Origin of the sequence: Kitasatospora sp. NPDC052896, from assembly GCF_044547075.1 — a bacterium.
Taxonomy (GTDB): domain Bacteria; phylum Actinomycetota; class Actinomycetes; order Streptomycetales; family Streptomycetaceae; genus Kitasatospora.
The window spans coordinates 19,722-37,532 of sequence record NZ_JBITZU010000009.1; the positions used below are offsets into that span (position 1 = coordinate 19,722).

Consider the following 17,811-nt stretch of genomic DNA (forward strand, 5'->3'; position numbering starts at 1 on the left):
TGGATCGGCCGCGGACACGTCCGCGGCATCGAAGCTATGGCCGACCGAGGACGCCCGCCACTCCTGGTGGCCATTCGCGCACCGTCCGTGCTCGACCGGGTGGGCTCGACGATGTTGTCGGGGTGCTCGGTGGCGCTGATGATGGGCGGATGGACGAGGCGACGCGGCTGCCGCGCGACCGGGCCGGCGACTGTCCGACCTGCGGCCGGGCCGGCGAGCCGTACGCGGTGTCGGCGGAGTTCTACGACGTCGTGCACGGCGAGCGGTACCACCGGGAGGCCCTCGCGCTGGCCGGGCCGGCCGCCGCGGCCCGGGTCGGCATCGTGGAGCTGGGCGCCGGCACCGGCCTGGTCACCGACGTCCTGCTGGGCGCCTCCTCGGTGCCGGTGCACGCGGTCGAGCCGGCCGGTCCGATGCGCGCGGTGCTGCTCTCCCGGCTCGCCCGGGCCGATCCGGCGCAGCGCGCACGGGTCACCGTGCACCCCTGCCCGGCCGAGCGGCTCGGGCTCGCCTCCCGCGCCGACCTGGCGGTCTGCCTGCGGGTGATCGCCGGCCTGCCGCCGGACGAGCGGCGCGCGGTCTGGCGGTCGTTGGCGCACTGGCTGCTGCCGGGCGGGCTGCTGTTCGTCGATCGTCCGCCGAAGGGGCTGCCCGACGCGCCGCGCAGCTACCGGCTCGGCGAAGCTCGGATCGGCGCGGACGTCTACAGTGCCCGGCTCTCCGAGCGCGCCGAGGCCGGCCGGATCCGGCTGGACTTCAGCTACCTGGTGCACCGGGACGGCCGGCTGCTCCGCCGGGCGGCCGAGACCTTCCATCAGTGGCCGCTGCCGGAAGCGGAGCTGGACCGGGAGCTGACGGCGGCGGGCTTCGCCCGCGACGGCGAGCCGGTGCCGCCGCTGCTGCGGCTGCGCCGACTCGACCGGCCGTCGCGGCCTTCGCCCAGCTCGGTGGCCCGGTCGGCGGAGCGTAGGCGTCCTTCACCAATCCGTTCGGCCGACCTACCATCGGCTGCGAACGATCCGGACCCGCACGGCCAGTAGCGCGACACCGATCTGGGGAGAGAGATGGCTGGGATCGACCGGACCGCCCGGGCGGCCGAGCAGGAGACGACCGTACTGCCCGGCACCCCGGAGGTCGACCTCACGGGCGCGGAGAAGGCGGCCAAGGAGTTCCTGACCGCGCTCGGCATGCGGACCGACAGGCCCGAGCTGAGTGAGACCCCTGGCCGGATGGCCCGGGCCTACGCGGAGTTGTTCAGCCCGCGCCCGTTCCCGGCCCTCGCCACCCCGCGCTGAGCGGCCGCGATGAACGACACCATCAGCGTGCTCACCGCGGTGCCCGCCGACGGGCACCGGCATCTCCCGGCGGCCCACCGCTCGCTCGCCGAGCAGCGGCTGCCGGCCGGGTGGCAGTGGCAGTGGGTGGTCCAGTCGCACGGCAGGGACGGCTCCCCGCCGCTGCCACCGCTGCCCGCGGACTCCCGGATCTCGGCCGACGGCGGGCGCGGCGGCGGTGCCGCCGCCCGGACCGCGGCACTCTCCCGAGCCACCGGCAGCCTGGTGCGGGTGCTGCCCGCGGACGGTCTGCTGCCGCCCGGCGCACTGCATCGCGACATCGAGACGCTCACCCGGCACCCGGAGGCCGGCTGGTGCCTCTCCCCCGGGCTGGCGCTGCGGCCGGACGGGCCGCCGGCCGGCACACCGCTCCCCGATCCGCTGCTGCCCGGACCCCTGCCGCCGGGCGTGCTGGCACAGTGCCTGCGGGCGGGGCGGCCGGGCGTCCCGGCGGCCGCCCTGACCGCGCGGACCGAGCTGCTGCGCGCGCTCGGCGGCTGGCCGGCGCTGCCCACCGGGGCGGATCTCGCGCTGCTGCTGACCTGCGAGGCGGTGGCTCCGGGCCGGTTGGGCGGCGAGCCCGGCACGATCCACCGGGTGACGGCGACCGAGCCGACCGAGCCGGAGCGGGCCGCCCTGCTGGCCCGGGCCGACGCCCTGCTGCGCGCCGGGTGGCGCTGGCAGAGCCCACCCGTGCTGAGCCCCTACGAGCGACAGGCCGGCCGCTCGCCGGATCCGCGCTGGGCCTACGACCGGCGGGTCGAGATCCACCAGGCCGTCGACGGAGTGCTCCGGGAGGCGGCGGACGTGCTGGCGCGGCGCAGCCGGAACGGGCGCTGGACGCCGCCGGGCGAGATCGCCGAGGGCGGCAGCAACATCGGGCTGAGCACGGCGGCCCGGGTCTGGGTGCTGGACCGGCTGGCGGAGCGGATCCGGGCGGCCCGGGCGGTGCTGGACGAGGTGGAGTCCGACTCGGCCGACTACCGACCTGACGATCGGTCAACTCCCCTGCTCGGATAGCGGGCTAAGCAGATAGCGGGTGAACAGGTAGTCGTCCGCGGTCAACACCGAGGTCAGGGTCAGCGCACGGTCGGCGCCCGGGAGCAGCGGCCCGCGCAGGATCCGGGTGGCGTCGCCGCCGGTGAGCAACGGCGCCACGGTGAGGCAGAGTTCGTCCAGCAGGCCGGCGGCGCAGAGCCGGCCGAGCAGCTGCGGGCCACCCTCGCAGAGCACCCGGGACAACCCGCGATCGGCCAACTCGGCCATCACCCGCCGTGGTTCGACCTCGTCCTCGCCGACCACCAGCACCTCGGCCACCCGCTCCAGCGCACGCCGGGCCGACGCCGGGGCCTGCCGGGTGGTGAGCACCAGGGTGCGGGCATCCGGCGGCGCGCCGAACAGGTCGCCGCCCGGGTCGAGTCGGAGCCGCGCGCTGACCACCGCGATGGGTGGCGCGGGCGGCCGGCCGGCCGCCGTCCGGGCGGCGGCGAGCCGCGGGTGCGGCTCCGCGGGGCCGTACCGCTCGGCCCGGGCGGTCCCCGCGCCGACCAGCACCACGTCGGCCAACGACCGCAGCACGGCGAGCAGTTCGGCATCGGCTGGGCCGGAGAGGCCGCCCGACCTGCCGCGCAGGGCGGCGGCGCCGTCCAGCCCGCGGACCATCGAGGCGCGCAGCCACGAACGCCGGGGGTAGCGGTAGACCTCGGCCAGCCAGTCGTCCCGGTCGGCGGCCGGAACGGTCGGCCCGGGCGCGGGGAACAGACGACGCATGACGGTCAGTCTGCCACCCGGGTGGTTCGGGACAGCGCGTCGGCGACCAGCTCCTCGACCGCGGCCCGGGCCCGCTCGGCGTCCGCCGGCACCAGGCCGATCCTGGTCCGCCGGTCGAGCACGTCGGCGGCGTCCAGCGCGCCTTCGTGGGTCACCGCGTAGGCCACCTCCGCCCGCGTGACGTCGATCCGCTCGACGATCGGCTCCAGTGGCCGGTCCGGCGCCGCCGCCAGCACCTCGTGCGCCGCGCCACCATGACGGTCGATCAGCGAGGCCGGAAGGTCGCCGCCCGGCAGCGGGCGGCTGTCGCGGTGACCGGGTGCGCCGACCAGCGGCAGCCGGGCCGTCCGGCAGGCCCGGGCCGGCAGCCCACCGGCCCGCACCGCGGCATCCACCGTGTCCTGCGCCATCCGCCGGTAGGTGGTGAGCTTGCCGCCCACCACGGTGATCAGCCCGGTGGGCGACTCCAGCACGGCGTGGCTGCGCGACAGGTCGGCGGTGTCACCGTCTCCGGTGTCGATCAGCGGCCGCAGCCCGGCGAAGGCGCCCCGGACGTCCGCCCTGGTCAGCGCGGTACGCAGGGCGGTGTTGACGGTCCGCAGCAGGAAGTCGATCTCGCCGTCGGTGGGGACCGGCTCGTCCGGGATCGGGCCGGGCGCGTCCTCGTCGGTGAGGCCGAGCACCACCCGGTCCAGCTGCTGCGGCAGCGCGAAGACGAACCGGCTGGTCGAGCCGGGGATCGGGACGGTCAGCGCGGCGCGCGGGCGGCCCAGCGCGGCGGCGTCGAAGACCAGGTGAGTGCCACGGCTGGGCCGCAGTCTGATCGACTCGTCCACCTCACCGGCCCACACCCCGGTGGCGTTGACCACGGCCTTGGCCGTGACCTGGAACGACTGGCCGGTGAGGGTGTCGACGAGCTGGGCGGAGCGGCCGGTGACCCGCTCGGCACGGACCCGGGTGAGCACGGTCGCGCCGTGCTGGGCGGCCGTCCGGGCGATCGCCAGCACCAGCCGGGCGTCGTCGACCAGCTGCCCGTCGTGCGCCACCAGCGCGCCGGCCAGCCCCTCGGTGCGGACCGCGGGCACCAGCGCGGCGGCCTCGGCCGCACCGACCCGGCGGGCCCGGGGCAGCAGCGCGGCCGGGGTGCCGGCGCTGATCCGCAACGCGTCGCCGGCCAGGAATCCGACCCGGACCAGCGCCGCCTGACCACGCCGCACCGAGGGCAGCAGCGGGACCAGCTGCGGCAGCGGGCGGATCAGGTGCGGGGCGGTCCGGGTCATCAGGATGCCGCGCTCCACCGCGCTCTCCCGGGCCACCCCGACCCGCCCCGAGGCGAGGTAGCGCAGCCCGCCGTGCACCAGCTTGGAGCTCCACCGACTGGTGCCGAAGGCCAGGTCGCGCCCCTCGACCAGGACCGTGCGCAGCCCGCGGGAGGCCGCGTCCAGGGCGACCCCGGCACCGGTCACCCCACCTCCGACGACCAGCAGATCGACGGTGGGATCGGCGGCCAGCGCGGCCAGCTCGGCGGCGCGGCGCTGGGCGTTGAGCGTGCTGGTACCGGCGTATGGCGTGGTCAAGGCGTCAGGTATCCGTTCAGAGCGGTGGCCAGTTCGCGCTGCCAGGCGGCTTCCGGCAGCAGGTGGGCGACCATGCGGTGGGACTGCACGGTGGACTGGGCGATCAGCAGCACCATCGCGGCCAGCTCGGTCGGTTCGCCGGCGCGGACCGAGCCGTGCCGCTGGCCGAGTTCGATGGCCTCGCGCAGGGCGTCGAGCATGCCGCGCTGGCTGGTACCGAGGCGCTCGACCACGTACTCGAGCAGCACCTCGGCGTCCGAACGCAGCAGTGCGCCGAGCAGCTGGTGGTCGCGGACCAGGACGGCGACCTCGACCACCCAGGCGACCAGCGACTCCCGGTCGTCCCCGGCCCGGGTCGCCTGCTGCTGGGTCCGCCACAGCTCCCGGGTGAGCAGCGCGCCGATCACCGCGCGGACGTCGGGCCAGCGACGGTAGACGGTGGGGCGGCTGACTCCGGCCCGGCGGGCGATCTCGGCCAGCTGGGTGCGGCGCAGGCCGAGCTGGACCACCAGCTCGGCGGCGGCGTCCAGGATCACGTCGTCGGTGCTGCGCGGGACGTCGGCGGCGGGGGCAGCGGCGGGCTCGATGGCCGAGGCGTTACTACTTGACATGATGTGGAACACTGTAACGCATGTCATCCGATCCGCGACCAGCACCGGGCCACCCGGCGGCCGTCCTGCCGCTGCCGCCGATGAAGTGGGACGCCTGGGGCGACCCGGCCCTCGCCAAGCCGCTCTCCGAGGAGATCAGGACGCTGCTGGCGCAGGTGTTCGGAATCTCCGGGCAGGACGCCGAGGCGCCCACCGCCGACCAGGTGGTGCTGCGCCCGTCCGCCCTGTCGGCCGAGGACCTGGCCGCGCTGGCCGAGATCGTCGGCGCGTCGTACGTCAGTGCCGCCGACGCCGACCGGCTGCCCCGGGCCGGCGGCAAGTCCACCCTGGACCTGCTGCGCCGGCGTGACCGGGAGGCGCAGGACGCGCCGGACGCCGTGGTGCTGCCCGGCAGCGAGGACGAGATCGCCGCCGTGCTGGCGCTCTGCGCCCGGCGGCGGATCGCGGTGGTCCCGTTCGGCGGTGGCACCAGCGTGGTCGGTGGTGTCGACCCGGTCCGGGCCGACTTCCCGGCCGTGATCTCGCTCGACCTGCGCCGCTTCGACGCCCTGCACTCGCTGGACGAGACCTCCGGCGAGGCCGTGCTGGGCGCCGGCCTGACCGGCCCGCGCGCCGAGGAGCTGCTGGCCGAGCGCGGCTACGAGCTCGGCCACTACCCGCAGAGCTTCCGCTACGCGACCATCGGCGGCTTCGCGGCGACCCGCTCCTCCGGCCAGGACTCGGCCGGCTACGGGCGGTTCGACGAGATGGTCCGCGGGCTGCGGGTGGTCACCCCGGCCGGCGTGCTCGACCTGGGCCGGGCGCCGGCCTCGGCGGCCGGCCCCGACCTGCGCGAGCTCTTCCTCGGCTCGGAGGGCGTGCTCGGCGTGATCACCGCGGTCCGGCTGCGGGTCCACCCGGCGCCGGCCGTCCGGGTGCACGAGGCCTGGAGCTTCCCCGACTTCGCCACCGGCGCCGCCGCGCTGCGGGCGGTCGAGCAGCGGGGCACCGGACCGACCGTGATCCGGCTCTCCGACGAGGCCGAGACCGCCGTCAACCTGGCGATGACGGAGCAGATCGGCGGCACCCAGGTGACCGGCGGCTGCCTGGCCGTGACGGTCTTCGAGGGCACCGAGGAGCAGGTGACGGCCCGCCACCGGCTGACCCGCGAGGTGCTGCTGGCGGCCGGCGGCGACTCGCTCGGCGCCGGGCCCGCCGAGGCCTGGGAGCACGGCCGGTTCAACGCGCCCTACCTGCGCGACTCGCTGCTGAGCGCGGGCGCGCTCTGCGAGACCCTGGAGACCGCGACCGACTGGGCCCGGCTGCCCGAGCTGAAGACCGCGGTGACCGCCGCCCTGCAGCAGGCGCTGGAGAAGAGCGGCAGCACCTCGCTGGTGCTCTGCCACCTCTCGCACGTCTACCCGACCGGCGCCTCGCTCTACTTCACCGTGGTCGCCGCCCAGCAGGGCGACCCGATCGCGCAGTGGAGCGCGGTGAAGGCGGCGGCGAGCGACGCGATCATGGCCGGCGGCGGCACCATCACCCACCACCACGCGGTCGGCACCGACCACCGGCCGTGGATGAACCAGGAGGTCGGCGACCTCGGAGTGGCGATCCTGCGCGCGGTGAAGAGCACCGTCGACCCGGCCGGGATCCTCAACCCCGGCAAGCTCATCCCGTGACCGCGGTGCCCGGCGCGGGCCCGGACGGCCGGCCGGTCCGCGCGGTCGTCCTGCTGGTCAACCCGGCCGCGGGCGGCGGCCGGGCGGAGCAGGCCGCGCGGCGGGCCACCGCCCGGCTGCGCGAGCACGGCGTCGAGGTCCGCCCGGTGGCCGGGTCGGATCCGGCGGACGCGCTGCGGCTGGCCCGGGCGGCCACCGACGGCGGCGCGGACGCCCTGGTGGTGGCCGGTGGCGACGGCCTGATCGCGCTCGCCCTCCAAGCGCTGGCCGGGACGGGCCTGCCGCTCGGCATCGTCCCGGCCGGCACCGGCAACGACCACGCCCGCGCGTACCAGCTGCCGCTGGGAGCCCCGGAGGCGGCGGCGGACGTGATCGCCGAGGGCACGGTCGCGACCGTCGACCTCGGCCGGATCGACACCGCCGACGGCACCACCCGTTACTTCGGCTCGGTACTCGCCGCCGGCTTCGACTCGCTGGTCAGCGACCGTGCCAACCAACTGAGTTGGCCGCGCGGGCGGCTGCGCTACAACCTCGCGATGCTCGCCGAGCTGGCCGGCCTGCGCCCGCTGCCGTTCCGACTGGTGCTGGCCGACGGCACGGTGCTGGAGGGGCCGCTCACCCTCGCCGCGGTGGGCAACACCCGCAGCTACGGCGGCGGCATGCTGATCTGCCCGGACGCCGACCCGGCCGACGGCCTGCTCGACGTCACACTGATCGACGCGATGCCCCGCCGCCGGCTGGTCCGGTTCTTCCCCACCGTCTTCAAGGGCACCCACGTGCTGCGCGACGCCGTCCGCACCTACCGCACCACCGCGCTGCGGATCGACTCCCCCGGCATCAACGCCTACGCCGACGGCGACCACGTCGGCCCGCTCCCCGCCGAGGTCCGCGTCGAGCCGGCCGCGCTGCGCGTCATCGTCCCGCGACAGACGGGGAGTTGACGCCGGGACCGGGCCGGTCAGTCCTGGCCGGGTCTGGACACCCGATGGCTGATCCGCTCCAGCAGCGGGATGGCCACGGCCAGCAGCTCCAGCTCATCGGCGGTCAGTTCCTCACGGATCGCGTGCGTCAGCCGCCGCCCCCGCTCCCGGCGGGCCCCGCGCAGGCCCGCCAGCCCGGCCTCGGTGAGCGAGACCACCACCCGACGGCCGTCCGCCGGGTCGGGGCTGCGGGCCACCAGGCCGCGCTCCTGCAGGGCCGAGACGATCGCGCACATCGACTGCGGCCGGATGCCCTCGCCCGCGGCCAACTCGGTCGGCGTGGCCGGGCCGTCGCGGTCCAGCCGGACCAGCACCGAGGTCTGCGACAGGGTCAGCTCCCCCTCCGGCTTGACCTGCCGCAGCCGGCGCACCAGCGGGCCGAGGCAGGCGCGCAGGTCGGCGGCGACCCGGGCCGCGTCGGCGTCGGCGGGCGCCTCGCCCGCCGACTCACCCGCGACCGGGCGTACGGCATCGCTCAGGGGTGTCATGATTATCAGTATAGGCTTATCAGTTGCGCCTTATGATATAGCTGGCGACATGACAGATTCCCTGACCGCCAAGAGCGTCACGGTCATCGGCCACAACGGTGACGAGATCGAGGCCTACCTGGCCCGCCCGGAGACCACCGAGCCGCGCGGCGGCGTCGTCGTCATCCACCACATGCCCGGCTACGACCGGGCCACCAAGGAGATCGTCCGCCGCTTCGCCGAGCTCGGCTACGACGCGATCTGCCCCAACCTGTACTCCCGCGAGGCCCCCGGCGCCGACCCGGCCGACGCGGCCGCGGTCGCCCGGGCCGCCGGTGGCGTGCCCGACGAGCGGCTGCTCGGCGACGTGGCCGGCGCGGCGGCCCACCTGCGCGCGCTGCCCGGCTCCAACGGCAAGGTCGGCGTGATCGGCTACTGCTCCGGCGGCCGGCAGACCGTGCTGACCGCCTGCAACCTGGACGTCGACGCCGCGGTGGACTGCTACGGCGCGTTCGTCACCGGCACCCCGCCGGAGGGCATGCCCTTCAAGGTCACCAACCTGGTCGACCAGCTGCCCGCGCTGCGCGCTCCGCTGCTGGGCCTGTTCGGCGCCGAGGACAAGTACCCCGGCCCGGAGCAGGTGGCGGAGCTGGAGCAGATCCTCACCGCGCACGGCAAGGACTTCGAGTTCCACAGCTACGAGGGCGCCGGCCACGCCTTCTTCTCGGTGGACCGCCCGTCCTACAACGTGGCCGCCGCCAACGACGGCTGGGAGCGGATCGCCGCCTTCTTCGGCCGGCACCTGGGAGCCTGAGCATGTGCACCTACACGACCGTCAAGGACGCCCTGGACGGCAGCGCCAAGGGCCCGGGCGGCTCCTGGTTCCACGTCTCCGACCTGACGGTGTACTTCGACCACCCGGTGCACGCGATGGCCGAGCACACGCTCAACATCGACCTCAGCGACCCGTCCAAGGGACCGTCCGCGCGGGTCGCGCTGGAGCTGACCGCGGAGTCGGCGCGCCGGCTGGTGGCCGCCGTCCAGGAGGCGCTGGCCGCGGTTCCGCCGGAGCTGACCAGCTGACTTCCCGACCTTCCGACCTGCTTGGCACGACCACCGTCGGGCGATCACGGCACTGCTGCCGTGGTCGCCCGATGTCGTTTAGATGAAAGGGTTAATCGCCAGTTCACCTTCGATTTGCAGGCATCACTGCAGATCTGACAATATAATCCCAGAGAGCGCCGCACCGATCCCGGTGGGGCGGACCACAGTCGACCTAAGGAAGCAAAGGACCATGTCGGACGTCGCGCGCGTCATCGTCGGAGTCAGTGGCTCGTTGAACAGCCTGACCGCACTGCACCGCGCGGTGGACGAGGCCCGCGCCCGGCAGGCGACCCTGGTCCCGGTGCTGACCTGGACGCCGGTCGGCGGCGAGCGCAACTACCGCGCCCAGCCCTGCCCGCCGCTGCTGCGGACCTGGGAGGAGGCCGCCCACGCCCGCCTGGGGCACGCCTTCCAGGACGCGTTCGGCGGCTTCCCGACCGGCCTGCGGGTGGACCCGCTGGTGATCCGCGGCGAGGCCGGCCCGGTCCTGACCCAGGTCGCGGACCGGCCGGACGACCTGTTGGTGGTCAGCACCGGCCGCCAGGGCCGGCTGCACCGGCTGGTGCACGGCTCGGTGAGCCGCTACTGCCTCGCCCACGCGAGCTGCGCCGTCATCGCCGTCCCGCCGTCCGCCCTGCAGACCGACCTGCGACGGCTGGCCCGCACCGTGGACCTGCGCGAACTCTCGCACGCCGCCTGAGCGTCCACGCTGCACGCGGCCCGGGCACGACTGGGCCGGGGAGCGCCGCCAGCGTCATCGCAGGTGGCACTCCCCGACGGGGGTGTGCGTGTCGCACGGGACGGGGGTCGGCTGGGCCGGCTCCCGGGTATCCCCCTCGCCCCGGAAGCGGGGAAGGTCGGGCGAGGAGGGTTCGGTCGGCAGCGTGCAGGCCCTGGTGACTGCCCTGGCCCGCCCGTGGGACGGTGCGCCGACTGGACGAATGATGTCTGACAAGTGCAGGCGAGTCAACGGGTGGGGCCGGTGTGCTCAGCCGCTCTGCCGCAGGCCGAGCGCCGGGGCGCCGGCGGGGAGCAGGTACTTGGCCGCCAGCAGGGGCGTCCGGCCGGCCCGCACGGTCTGGGTGATCAGCAACGCCGGGGTGTCCGCGGCGCGGCCGAACTGCCTGCCGCGCTGCTCGCCGAGGATGCTGGCCGCGATGCTGCTGGCACCGCGCGGGCGCGCGCCGCGCCCGTGCCGCAGGACGGTGCGCAACATGGTGTGCGCGCTCTCCCGGGCCGCGCCGACCGCCTCGGCCAGTGCCGGCTCCGCGGCGTCGAGGACCTCGTCGGTGGCCGACCACTCCTGGGCCAGGCAGGCCGGCAGACCGTCCACCTCGATCAGGCTCTCCCAGAACCAGCCGCGGCCGTCGACCGGCATCAGCAGCCGTGCCAGCGAGAACTCGGTCGGCCCCTCGCGGAGCCGACGCACCGGCAGCACCTCGACCGGGCCGCCCTCGGCCAGCAACTCCTCCATCGGGCAGAGCCGTTCGAACCCCTGGCGGCGGGGCTGGGCGCGGACCGTCCGGCCCACCCCGCGGCGCACGTCGATGACGCCGTCCTCCTGCAGCAGGATCAGCGCCTCGCGCAGGGCGGGGCGGCTCACGCCCAGGTCGGCGGCGAGCCTCGGTTCGGAGGGCAGTTGCGAGCCGGGCGGGTAGGTGCCCCGCTGGATCGCCTCGATCACGCGCTCGTAGAGCGCCACCACCGGCCGCCGCCGCACGTCGTCGCCTGCCATCGCCCCGTCCTCGGTGCTCCCGCCCGCACTCCGCCCGGTTGGCGGAACAGTGCCAGGCTATCGGAGCACTTGTCAGACAAGCTCTCCGGACTCGCCGAGCGGGGATGCGTGCTGGCGGAGCTACACCTCCCGGACCGTGCGGGGCGGTTCGAGGTCCTGGTGACCGCCGGTGGCGAGCATCCGGATCTCGCCGCGATCGCTGATCTCGGCCCGGACCACCCCCGTGTCGTCCGCGAACACCGGGTGGCCACCCGGTCCGCTGGCGCCCGTGGGGCGGACCACCACGACGTCCTCGTGCTCCTCCGCCCCGGTCTGGCGGACGAAGACCAGCTCGTACGCGCTCGCGGACATGGCTACACCTCCCGGTCGCCTCGCGGCGGGCGGCCCGCGCTCCGCGCGGTTCGCCCCCACCGCCTCCGACCACCCTCCGCCCGCGGCCCGCTCGGCCGCAAGACGAACCCGGGCCGGGCCGGCGCCCCGCGGTTCAGCCCTGCGAGCGTGACCGCCAGTAGCTGAAACGCTCCACCGGCTGCCCGTCCAGCCCCCACGGCCAGGCCGTCACCGTGCCGCCGAGCAGCGCGAAGACCTGGCCGGCGTCCCGCGGGCGCTTGGCCTCGACCAGCGCGTACGCCAGCAGGTTGAGGTCGGCCAGGGCCGCCGCGTGGGCCAGGAACCCCGGGACCGTCCAGTCCGCCAGCGCCCGGTCCAGCATCGCCGCCGGGTGGGCGTGCCCCCAGAGCCGGTCGGCCAGCAGCGCGTCCACCCCGCCGGCCACCACGGTCCGCCGGTAGCGGCTGACCTCGGCGGTCAGCGCCAGTCCGGCGGTCGGCGCCTGGGCGGGCATCCCGGAGACCGTCGCGTCGACGAAGTCCAGGGTCTGGCTGCGCGAGCCGCCCTCCTCCGGGCCCAGGTAGCCGAGCATCTCCAGGTGCGCGTCACGGTTCCAGGGGTCCCGGCTGGTGATCTCGTCCCAGACCGCGAACACCTCGTGCGGCCGGCTGCGCTGGACCCGCAGCAGTCCGAGCAGGACCACCCACGGCGTCGGGTCCTCGGGCCACAGCTCGGCGGCGCGGTAGCACCTGTCGGCCACCGCCTGCGCGTCCACCGTGCCGTTCGCGCGGCGCGCCCGGACCAGGTCGACCCGGGCGTGCAGGACCAGGGCGTCCGCGTGGCGCGGGCGGCGCAGCAACCAGGAACGCGCCAGGTTCGAGTCGGCGGCGCTCTCGGCGAGCACGCCGATCCGGTGCGCCCGCCGGTCCCAGTCGGCGCCGGTGTCCTTGAGCAGCCGCTCGACCTGGTCGATCTGGATCTCCGACATGCCCGAGATCGCGGGCGCTTCGACCTGCTTGCGCACCCGGCCGAGGTCGCGGTCGTCGAGTTCCGGGGTCAGGCGGGCGGTGGGGGTCCGGCGGATTCCGAAGAGCGGCATGGCCGGATCCTGACCGTGCGGCGGCGCCCGGGCAAGGAGGACGGAGTCGATCGTTACCTCGGACTCCCGAACCGAGACGTTACCGGGCGGTTGACCCGCCGCCACCTGCCGTCCGCACGGCCCCTACCGCACGACGACCGCCGCGCGGTGTGGCGGTGGTCGTCGTGCGGGCGCGTCACATGGGGTCGTGCGCGTCCGGCATCGGCTCGCGGATGTCCGCCTCGGCCGCCGCCCGCCTGACCGCCTCGCAGCCCCGTTCGGCCCCCGACCTCGTCGGGTAGGACTCGCCGACGGCGACGATCTCGCCGTTCCCCGCCTTGAGCCGGAAGCGCCAGTGGTGCGCCTTGTCCTCGTAGACCTCGAAGTGCGCGGCCATAGCGATCACCCCATCCCACGGATGCTGTCCTGTTCCGCAAGCTACGCCGGATACCGGGGGACGGCATCCGCTGCCGCTTCCGCCGGTACCCTCCCGGTGACCGCAGGGTCGGCCGGGCCGACTTCCGGGGCGTGGCGCCGCAGCCACAGTCGCCTCAGGTCCCGTGCAGATAGCGCCGCGGCGTGGTACCCACCGTCCGTCGGAACGCGGCGAGGAACGCGCTCGGGGTCGCGTAGCCGACCGCGTGGGCCACCCGGGAGACCGGCTGCCCCTCCGCCAGCAGCGGCAGCGCGGCCCGCAGCCGCAGCTGGGTCCGCCAGCGGTCGAAGGGCATCCCGGTGTCCCGGACGAAGAGTCGGCTGACGGTCCGCCGGCTGCTCCCGACCGCCCGGGCCAGCGCCTCCAGCGTGCGCGGATCGGCCGGGTCGGCGAGCAGCAGCGCGGCGACGGCCCGGGCCCGCGGGTCGACCGGCTCGGGGACGGCGATCGGCGTGCTGGGCAGCGGGTGCAGCAGGTCGAAGAGGACCGCCTCGGCCCGCCCCCGGACCGGCTCGGCGAGGTCCGGGCGGTCCAGGTGGTCGAGCAGCCCCGCCAGCAGCCCGTCGACCGCCACCGCGGTCGGGGTGTCCCAGTCCAACGGACAGCGCTCCGGAACCAGGTAGATCCGGCGCAGCACGGCGTCGTGGGTGGCGCCGGTGCGGTGCGCGGTGCCGGCCGGCACCCAGAGCGCCCGGGTCGGCGGCAGCACCCAGGAGCTGTCCTTGACCCGCACCGCGATCACCCCCCGGTCGGCCCAGGCGAGTTGGTGCCAGGCGTGACGGTGCTCGGCGAACCAGTGGCCGGCGGTGAGCGGGAGCGAGCCCACCACGAGCACCCCGATGCCCACCGGAACGTCCCCGTCACTCACCACGTCCGTCGTCATACCGTCAACCTAGGGCCCCGATGCGACACTTCTTGGCCCGACGGCGTCTCCCGGCCACCCGCGCCGCGCGCCTAGGGTCCCGAGCATGCCGATGAACTTCCTGCACCGACGCATCTGTTCGTCCGCCGACTGGGCCGCCTCGGTCGCCCAGCGGATGCCCGGCGACCTCGCCGGGGTGGACCTGGGCGACGACGTCCTGGAGATCGGTCCCGGTTTCGGGGCGACCACCCGGGTGCTCGCCGAGCGGGTGCCCAGGCTGACCGCGGTGGAGATCGACGAGGCCTCGGTGCGTCTGCTGCGCGCCACCTTCGCCGACCGGGTCGAGGTGGTGCACGGCGACGGCGCTCGACTCCCCTTCCCTGACGGCCGGTTCTCCGCGGTGGTCTGCTTCACGATGCTGCACCACGTGCCGTCCGTGGCGCGGCAGGACGCGCTCTTCGCCGAGGCCTGCCGAGTGCTGCGCCCGGGTGGGGTGTTCCGCGGCGTGGACAGTCAACTCACCGTCAGGTTCCGGCTGCTGCACCTCGGGGACACCATGGTGGTGCTGGACTCCCGGACCCTGGCCGGCCGGTTGCGGCGGGCCGGGTTCGACCGGGTGGAGGTGGCGCACGAGCCCCGGGTGCGGGTCCGCTTCCTCGGTCACCGTCCCCTCGGGCCGGCCGGACCGCACTGACCCCGCACAGCACCGCCCGTACCACCGCCCGCCCCGGCTCGCTAAGGTGTTTTCCCAGGCAAGGGGCCATGCGTGGAGCTGGGCGAAGGGGTGGACGTGACGGCGAGGCGGCAGAGCCAGGGGGTGCTGGCCATCTGGGCGGAGGCGCAGCGGCGGGAGCAGCGCCGGCAGGAGGCCCAGTGGCGGGCGCAGGCCGCCGCCCAGCGCCAGAGCGAACGAGCGGCGCGCGAGGCGGAGCGGGCCGCCGCCCGTGACGAGCGCGAGCGGCTGCGCGCCCACCAGCAGTCCCGGGAGGCCGATGCGGCCCGGCGGACCGCGGAACTCGACGCCCGGGTGGCCGAGTTGCAAGGCGTGCTGCGGACCGGTCGGGAGCGGCCGGGGTTCAGCCTGAGGTCCCTGCTGACGCCGGTCCGGTTGCCCGCCTTCGACCCCGGACCGCTCGGCACCCCGATCCCGATGCCCGACCCCGGGCACTACCAGGTGCAGCCGGCCGGGGGCCTGCTCCAGCGCCGCCGCTCGGAGGAGCCGCAGGCGCAGGCCCGGGCCCGGTTCGAGCAGGACTGGCGGCAGGCCCAGCACGCCGAGGCGGAGCGGCAGCAGCGGCTCACCGCCTATCACCAGAGCTACCTGGCCTGGGCCGAGGAGCAGCGCCGGCAGGACGCCGAGCGGATCGCCGGCACCGAGCGGCTCGCCGAGGGGCTGCGGCAGGCCGAGGGCGAGGCCGTCCGGGAGTACTTCAGCGCGGTGCTGTACGGCTCCGCGGGCTGGCCCGAGGGCTTCCCGCGGCAGCTCGCGCTGGCCTGGGACGGCCCCGCCCGGCAGCTGGTGGTCGGCTGGGAGCTGCCGCCGTACCAGGTGGTGCCCGAGCACGCCCGCGTTCGCTACGTGAAGGCCGACGACCGCGAGGCCCCGGTGGCCCGCGCGGCCACCGAGCGCAGGCGGATCTACCGCGAGGTGCTGGCGCAGAGCGCGCTGCGGGTGCTCGACGAACTGTTCCGGGCGGACGAGTACCGGCTGTTGGACTCGGTCGCGCTGACCGGCTCCGTGCGGGGCGTCGACCCGGCCACCGGGCGCGAGGCCCGTCGGGTGCTGCTGGCGGTGACCGCCGGGCGGGCCGCCTTCGGCGCGATCGCGCTGGACCGGGTGGCACCGGTCGAGTGCCTGGAGGGCCTGGGCGGCCGGCTCTCGGCCCGCCCCGAACGGCTCGACGAGGTTCGGCCGGAGCGGCTGCCGGAGGCGGTCGGCGACACGGTGGCCGGGCAGGGCGGCGAGGACGACCCGGACCTGTTCACCATGGACCCGATCGAGTTCGAGCAGCTGATCGCCGAGCTGTTCCGGGCCCGCGGCTACCGGGTGGAGACCACGGCACGCAGCGGGGACGAGGGGGTCGACGTGGTCGCGATCGACCCGGACCCGGTGACCGGCGGAAAGATCGTCATCCAGGCCAAGCGCTACCGGCACACCGTGCCGCCCACCGCGGTCCGGGACCTGGACGGCACGGTGCGCCACCACGGCGCGATCAAGGGCATCCTGGTCACCACGGCCGGCTTCGGGAAGGGCTCCTACTCGTACATCGAGAACAAGCCGCTCTCCCTGGTGACCGGGCCCGAGCTGGTGGAGCTGCTGGCCGAGCAGGGGCTGCGCGGGCGGCTCGGACCGGCGCCGGCCGCTGCCGCCGCCAGGGCCCGTGACGGCTCGTCGGCCCGGCTCCGGATCGACTGGCACCCCCGCACCGACGGCGGCGACCAGGTCGAGCTCGACGTCTCGGTCTTCGTCTGCGCCGGCGGCCGGGTGCTCAGCGACGAGCACTTCGTCTTCTTCAACAACCCGGCCGACCCGGCCGGCGCCGTCCGGCTCGGCACCGCCCGCACCACCCCCGGGGGACCGCTGCGCAGCCTCGCGCTGACCGTGGACCTGCACCTGCTCGATCCGCACGCCGACGAGGTCGCGGTCGCGGTCTCCACCGAGGAGGAGCCCGGGCCGGCCCTGCCGCTCGGCTACGTCCGCGGCCTGGCCCTCCAGGTGACCGACGGGGTGTCGGACGCCCAACTGGCCGCCTGGACCGGCGCCACCAGCGGCATCTCGGACACCGCGATGTCGCTCGGCTCCTTCCGGCGTCACCCCGACGGCTGGCGGTTCACCGCCACCCCCACCCCGGTCCCCGGCGGCCTGGCCGGCCTCGCCACCCACCGCGGCGTGGTGATCGAGTAGCCCCCGTGCCCGCCCGGCGCTGCTCCGAAGGCCCCCTCCGTGCCCGGGCGCCGGTCGGGGTCCGGTCGGCGGACCGCCGGGATGCGGTCGCGGACCGGGTGGGGCAAGGTGCGGTCATGAGCGATACGAACGCCGGGAACGTCAGCGCCGCCGAGGTGGCCGGTCCGCCGCTGGCTGGCTGTGCGGCGCTGGTGACCGGCGCGTCCAGCGGGATCGGGGCGGCCACCGCGCTGGCGCTGGCCCGCGAGGGCGCCACCGTGGCCCTGGTCGCGCGCCGCACCGAGCGGCTGACGGAGCTGGCCGCCGCGATCCGCGACGGGGGCGGCTCGTCCGTCGTGCTCACCGCCGACCTGCGGGACGCGGCACGGGTGCGCCAGGCCGTCGAGGACGCCGCGGAGCACTGCGGACGGCTGGATCTGCTGGTGAACAACGCCGGTTACGTGGCGATGGGCGCGCTCGAGGAGGTCGAGCCCGCGGACCTGACGCGGATGGTCGAGCTCAATGTCACCGCCGTCCTGCACGCCTCGCAGGCGGCGCTGCCGCACCTGCTGCGAGCGGCGGCGGACGGCCCGCGCGGGGTCGCCGACGTGGTGACCGTCAGTTCGGTCGCGGGCCGGCTGGTGCGCAGGGACAACGCCGTCTACTCGGCGACCAAGCACGCGGTGTGCGCGTTCAGCGAGGGGCTGCGCCAGGAGGTGACCGGGCGGAGGGTCCGGGTGGGCCTGGTCGAACCGGGCATCACGGAGACCGAGATGGCGGCCGTCGCCGTCCCCACCGCCGTCCGCGGCCTGCCACGGAGCGACTGGCTGCAGGCCGAGGACATCGCCCGCTCGATCACCTTCATGGTCACCCAGCCCGCGCACGTCGCGGTCAACGAGATGCTGGTGCGCCCGACGGCCCAGGAGCCCTGACCTCCGGCCTCCCCGACCAAACCGGTCCCGCTGACCACCCGATCCCGCTG

General features: G+C 75.5%; 20 protein-coding genes. 11 read left to right on the forward strand and 9 right to left on the reverse strand.

The features are described from left to right. Nucleotides 1–149: 149 nt before the first annotated feature. From ACIGXM_RS19880 to ACIGXM_RS19890, 3 genes are read left to right on the forward strand one after another with little or no spacing between them, the layout of a single operon-like run. Entirely contained in the window at nt 150–1,040 is an 891-nt protein-coding gene (locus tag ACIGXM_RS19880) for a class I SAM-dependent methyltransferase (protein ID WP_396562612.1), read from the forward strand. A gap of 24 nt (nt 1,041–1,064) precedes the next feature. After that, a complete protein-coding gene (locus ACIGXM_RS19885) occupies nt 1,065–1,295 on the forward strand; it encodes a hypothetical protein (protein WP_396562614.1) in 231 nt (76 codons plus the stop codon). Nucleotides 1,296–1,304: 9 nt separating this feature from the next. Next, nucleotides 1,305–2,354 carry a hypothetical protein gene (locus ACIGXM_RS19890; protein ID WP_396562616.1) on the forward strand — a complete coding sequence of 350 codons (1,050 nt, stop codon included), beginning with the start codon at nt 1,305–1,307 and terminating at the stop codon, nt 2,352–2,354. Here ACIGXM_RS19890 and ACIGXM_RS19895 read toward each other — a convergent pair. The 3 genes from ACIGXM_RS19895 to ACIGXM_RS19905 are packed head-to-tail and all read right to left on the reverse strand — an operon-like array spanning nt 2,334 to nt 5,292. Further along, nucleotides 2,334–3,104: a pyrimidine reductase family protein gene (locus tag ACIGXM_RS19895; RefSeq protein WP_396562618.1), complete on the reverse strand. Its 771-nt coding sequence runs from the start codon at nt 3,102–3,104 to the stop codon at nt 2,334–2,336. The two genes, ACIGXM_RS19890 and ACIGXM_RS19895, sit on opposite strands and share 21 nt — an antisense overlap. Nucleotides 3,105–3,109: 5 nt before the next feature. Next, complete coding sequence (locus tag ACIGXM_RS19900) at nt 3,110–4,681, reverse strand: glycerol-3-phosphate dehydrogenase/oxidase (RefSeq protein WP_396562620.1); 1,572 nt, start codon at nt 4,679–4,681, stop codon at nt 3,110–3,112. Next, nucleotides 4,678–5,292: a TetR/AcrR family transcriptional regulator gene (locus ACIGXM_RS19905; protein ID WP_396562622.1), complete on the reverse strand. Its 615-nt coding sequence runs from the start codon at nt 5,290–5,292 to the stop codon at nt 4,678–4,680. The genes ACIGXM_RS19900 and ACIGXM_RS19905 overlap by 4 nt, the downstream gene beginning before the upstream one ends. A gap of 20 nt (nt 5,293–5,312) precedes the next feature. Here ACIGXM_RS19905 and ACIGXM_RS19910 point away from each other — a divergent pair, with 20 nt between their 5' ends. Then, nucleotides 5,313–6,953 (forward strand): FAD-binding oxidoreductase, encoded by a 1,641-nt coding sequence (locus ACIGXM_RS19910; protein WP_396562624.1) that lies wholly within the window; start codon nt 5,313–5,315, stop codon nt 6,951–6,953. Further along, nucleotides 6,950–7,894 (forward strand): diacylglycerol kinase, encoded by a 945-nt coding sequence (locus ACIGXM_RS19915; protein ID WP_396562625.1) that lies wholly within the window; start codon nt 6,950–6,952, stop codon nt 7,892–7,894. Before ACIGXM_RS19910 ends, ACIGXM_RS19915 begins: the two co-directional genes overlap by 4 nt. Before the next feature lie 17 nt (nt 7,895–7,911). Here ACIGXM_RS19915 and ACIGXM_RS19920 read toward each other — a convergent pair whose 3' ends face one another. Further along, nucleotides 7,912–8,421 (reverse strand): MarR family winged helix-turn-helix transcriptional regulator, encoded by a 510-nt coding sequence (locus ACIGXM_RS19920; RefSeq protein ID WP_396562627.1) that lies wholly within the window; start codon nt 8,419–8,421, stop codon nt 7,912–7,914. 49 nt (nt 8,422–8,470) lie between these two features. Between ACIGXM_RS19920 and ACIGXM_RS19925 the strand changes: the two genes are divergently transcribed. From ACIGXM_RS19925 to ACIGXM_RS19935, 3 genes are all read left to right on the forward strand, one after another. After that, nucleotides 8,471–9,214, forward strand: a complete 744-nt coding sequence (locus ACIGXM_RS19925) for a dienelactone hydrolase family protein (RefSeq protein WP_396562629.1) — start codon at nt 8,471–8,473, stop codon at nt 9,212–9,214. A gap of 2 nt (nt 9,215–9,216) precedes the next feature. Continuing rightward, nucleotides 9,217–9,483, forward strand: a complete 267-nt coding sequence (locus ACIGXM_RS19930) for a DUF6295 family protein (protein WP_396562631.1) — start codon at nt 9,217–9,219, stop codon at nt 9,481–9,483. Nucleotides 9,484–9,694: 211 nt separating this feature from the next. Next, nucleotides 9,695–10,204 carry a universal stress protein gene (locus ACIGXM_RS19935; RefSeq protein WP_396562632.1) on the forward strand — a complete coding sequence of 170 codons (510 nt, stop codon included), beginning with the start codon at nt 9,695–9,697 and terminating at the stop codon, nt 10,202–10,204. A gap of 288 nt (nt 10,205–10,492) precedes the next feature. Here ACIGXM_RS19935 and ACIGXM_RS19940 read toward each other — a convergent pair whose 3' ends face one another. From ACIGXM_RS19940 to ACIGXM_RS19960, 5 genes are all read right to left on the reverse strand, one after another. Continuing rightward, nucleotides 10,493–11,239: a GntR family transcriptional regulator gene (locus ACIGXM_RS19940; RefSeq protein WP_396562634.1), complete on the reverse strand. Its 747-nt coding sequence runs from the start codon at nt 11,237–11,239 to the stop codon at nt 10,493–10,495. Between the two features lie 120 nt (nt 11,240–11,359). Further along, the gene (locus ACIGXM_RS19945) at nt 11,360–11,590 is read right to left on the reverse strand and encodes a DUF6296 family protein (RefSeq protein WP_396562636.1); all 231 of its coding nucleotides are present in this window, start codon (nt 11,588–11,590) and stop codon (nt 11,360–11,362) included. A 133-nt stretch (nt 11,591–11,723) separates the two neighbouring features. Beyond that, nucleotides 11,724–12,668: a hypothetical protein gene (locus tag ACIGXM_RS19950; RefSeq protein WP_396562638.1), complete on the reverse strand. Its 945-nt coding sequence runs from the start codon at nt 12,666–12,668 to the stop codon at nt 11,724–11,726. 175 nt (nt 12,669–12,843) lie between these two features. Further along, complete coding sequence (locus ACIGXM_RS19955; protein ID WP_396562640.1) at nt 12,844–13,044, reverse strand: YegP family protein; 201 nt, start codon at nt 13,042–13,044, stop codon at nt 12,844–12,846. Nucleotides 13,045–13,198: 154 nt separating this feature from the next. Continuing rightward, on the reverse strand, nt 13,199–13,966 hold the full coding sequence (locus ACIGXM_RS19960) for an AraC family transcriptional regulator (RefSeq protein WP_396562642.1): 768 nt from the start codon (nt 13,964–13,966) through the stop codon (nt 13,199–13,201). 85 nt (nt 13,967–14,051) lie between these two features. On the opposite strand from ACIGXM_RS19960, the gene ACIGXM_RS19965 reads away from it, so the two are divergent. The 3 genes from ACIGXM_RS19965 (at nt 14,052) to ACIGXM_RS19975 (ending at nt 17,761) form a co-directional block, all read left to right on the forward strand. Further along, nucleotides 14,052–14,639 (forward strand): class I SAM-dependent methyltransferase, encoded by a 588-nt coding sequence (locus tag ACIGXM_RS19965; RefSeq protein WP_396562644.1) that lies wholly within the window; start codon nt 14,052–14,054, stop codon nt 14,637–14,639. A gap of 72 nt (nt 14,640–14,711) precedes the next feature. Beyond that, nucleotides 14,712–16,850, forward strand: coding sequence for a restriction endonuclease (locus tag ACIGXM_RS19970; protein ID WP_396562646.1), 2,139 nt, complete (start codon nt 14,712–14,714; stop codon nt 16,848–16,850). 116 nt (nt 16,851–16,966) lie between these two features. Then, a complete protein-coding gene (locus ACIGXM_RS19975; protein WP_396562648.1) occupies nt 16,967–17,761 on the forward strand; it encodes an SDR family oxidoreductase in 795 nt (264 codons plus the stop codon). The last annotated feature ends 50 nt before the right edge of the window (nt 17,762–17,811 follow it).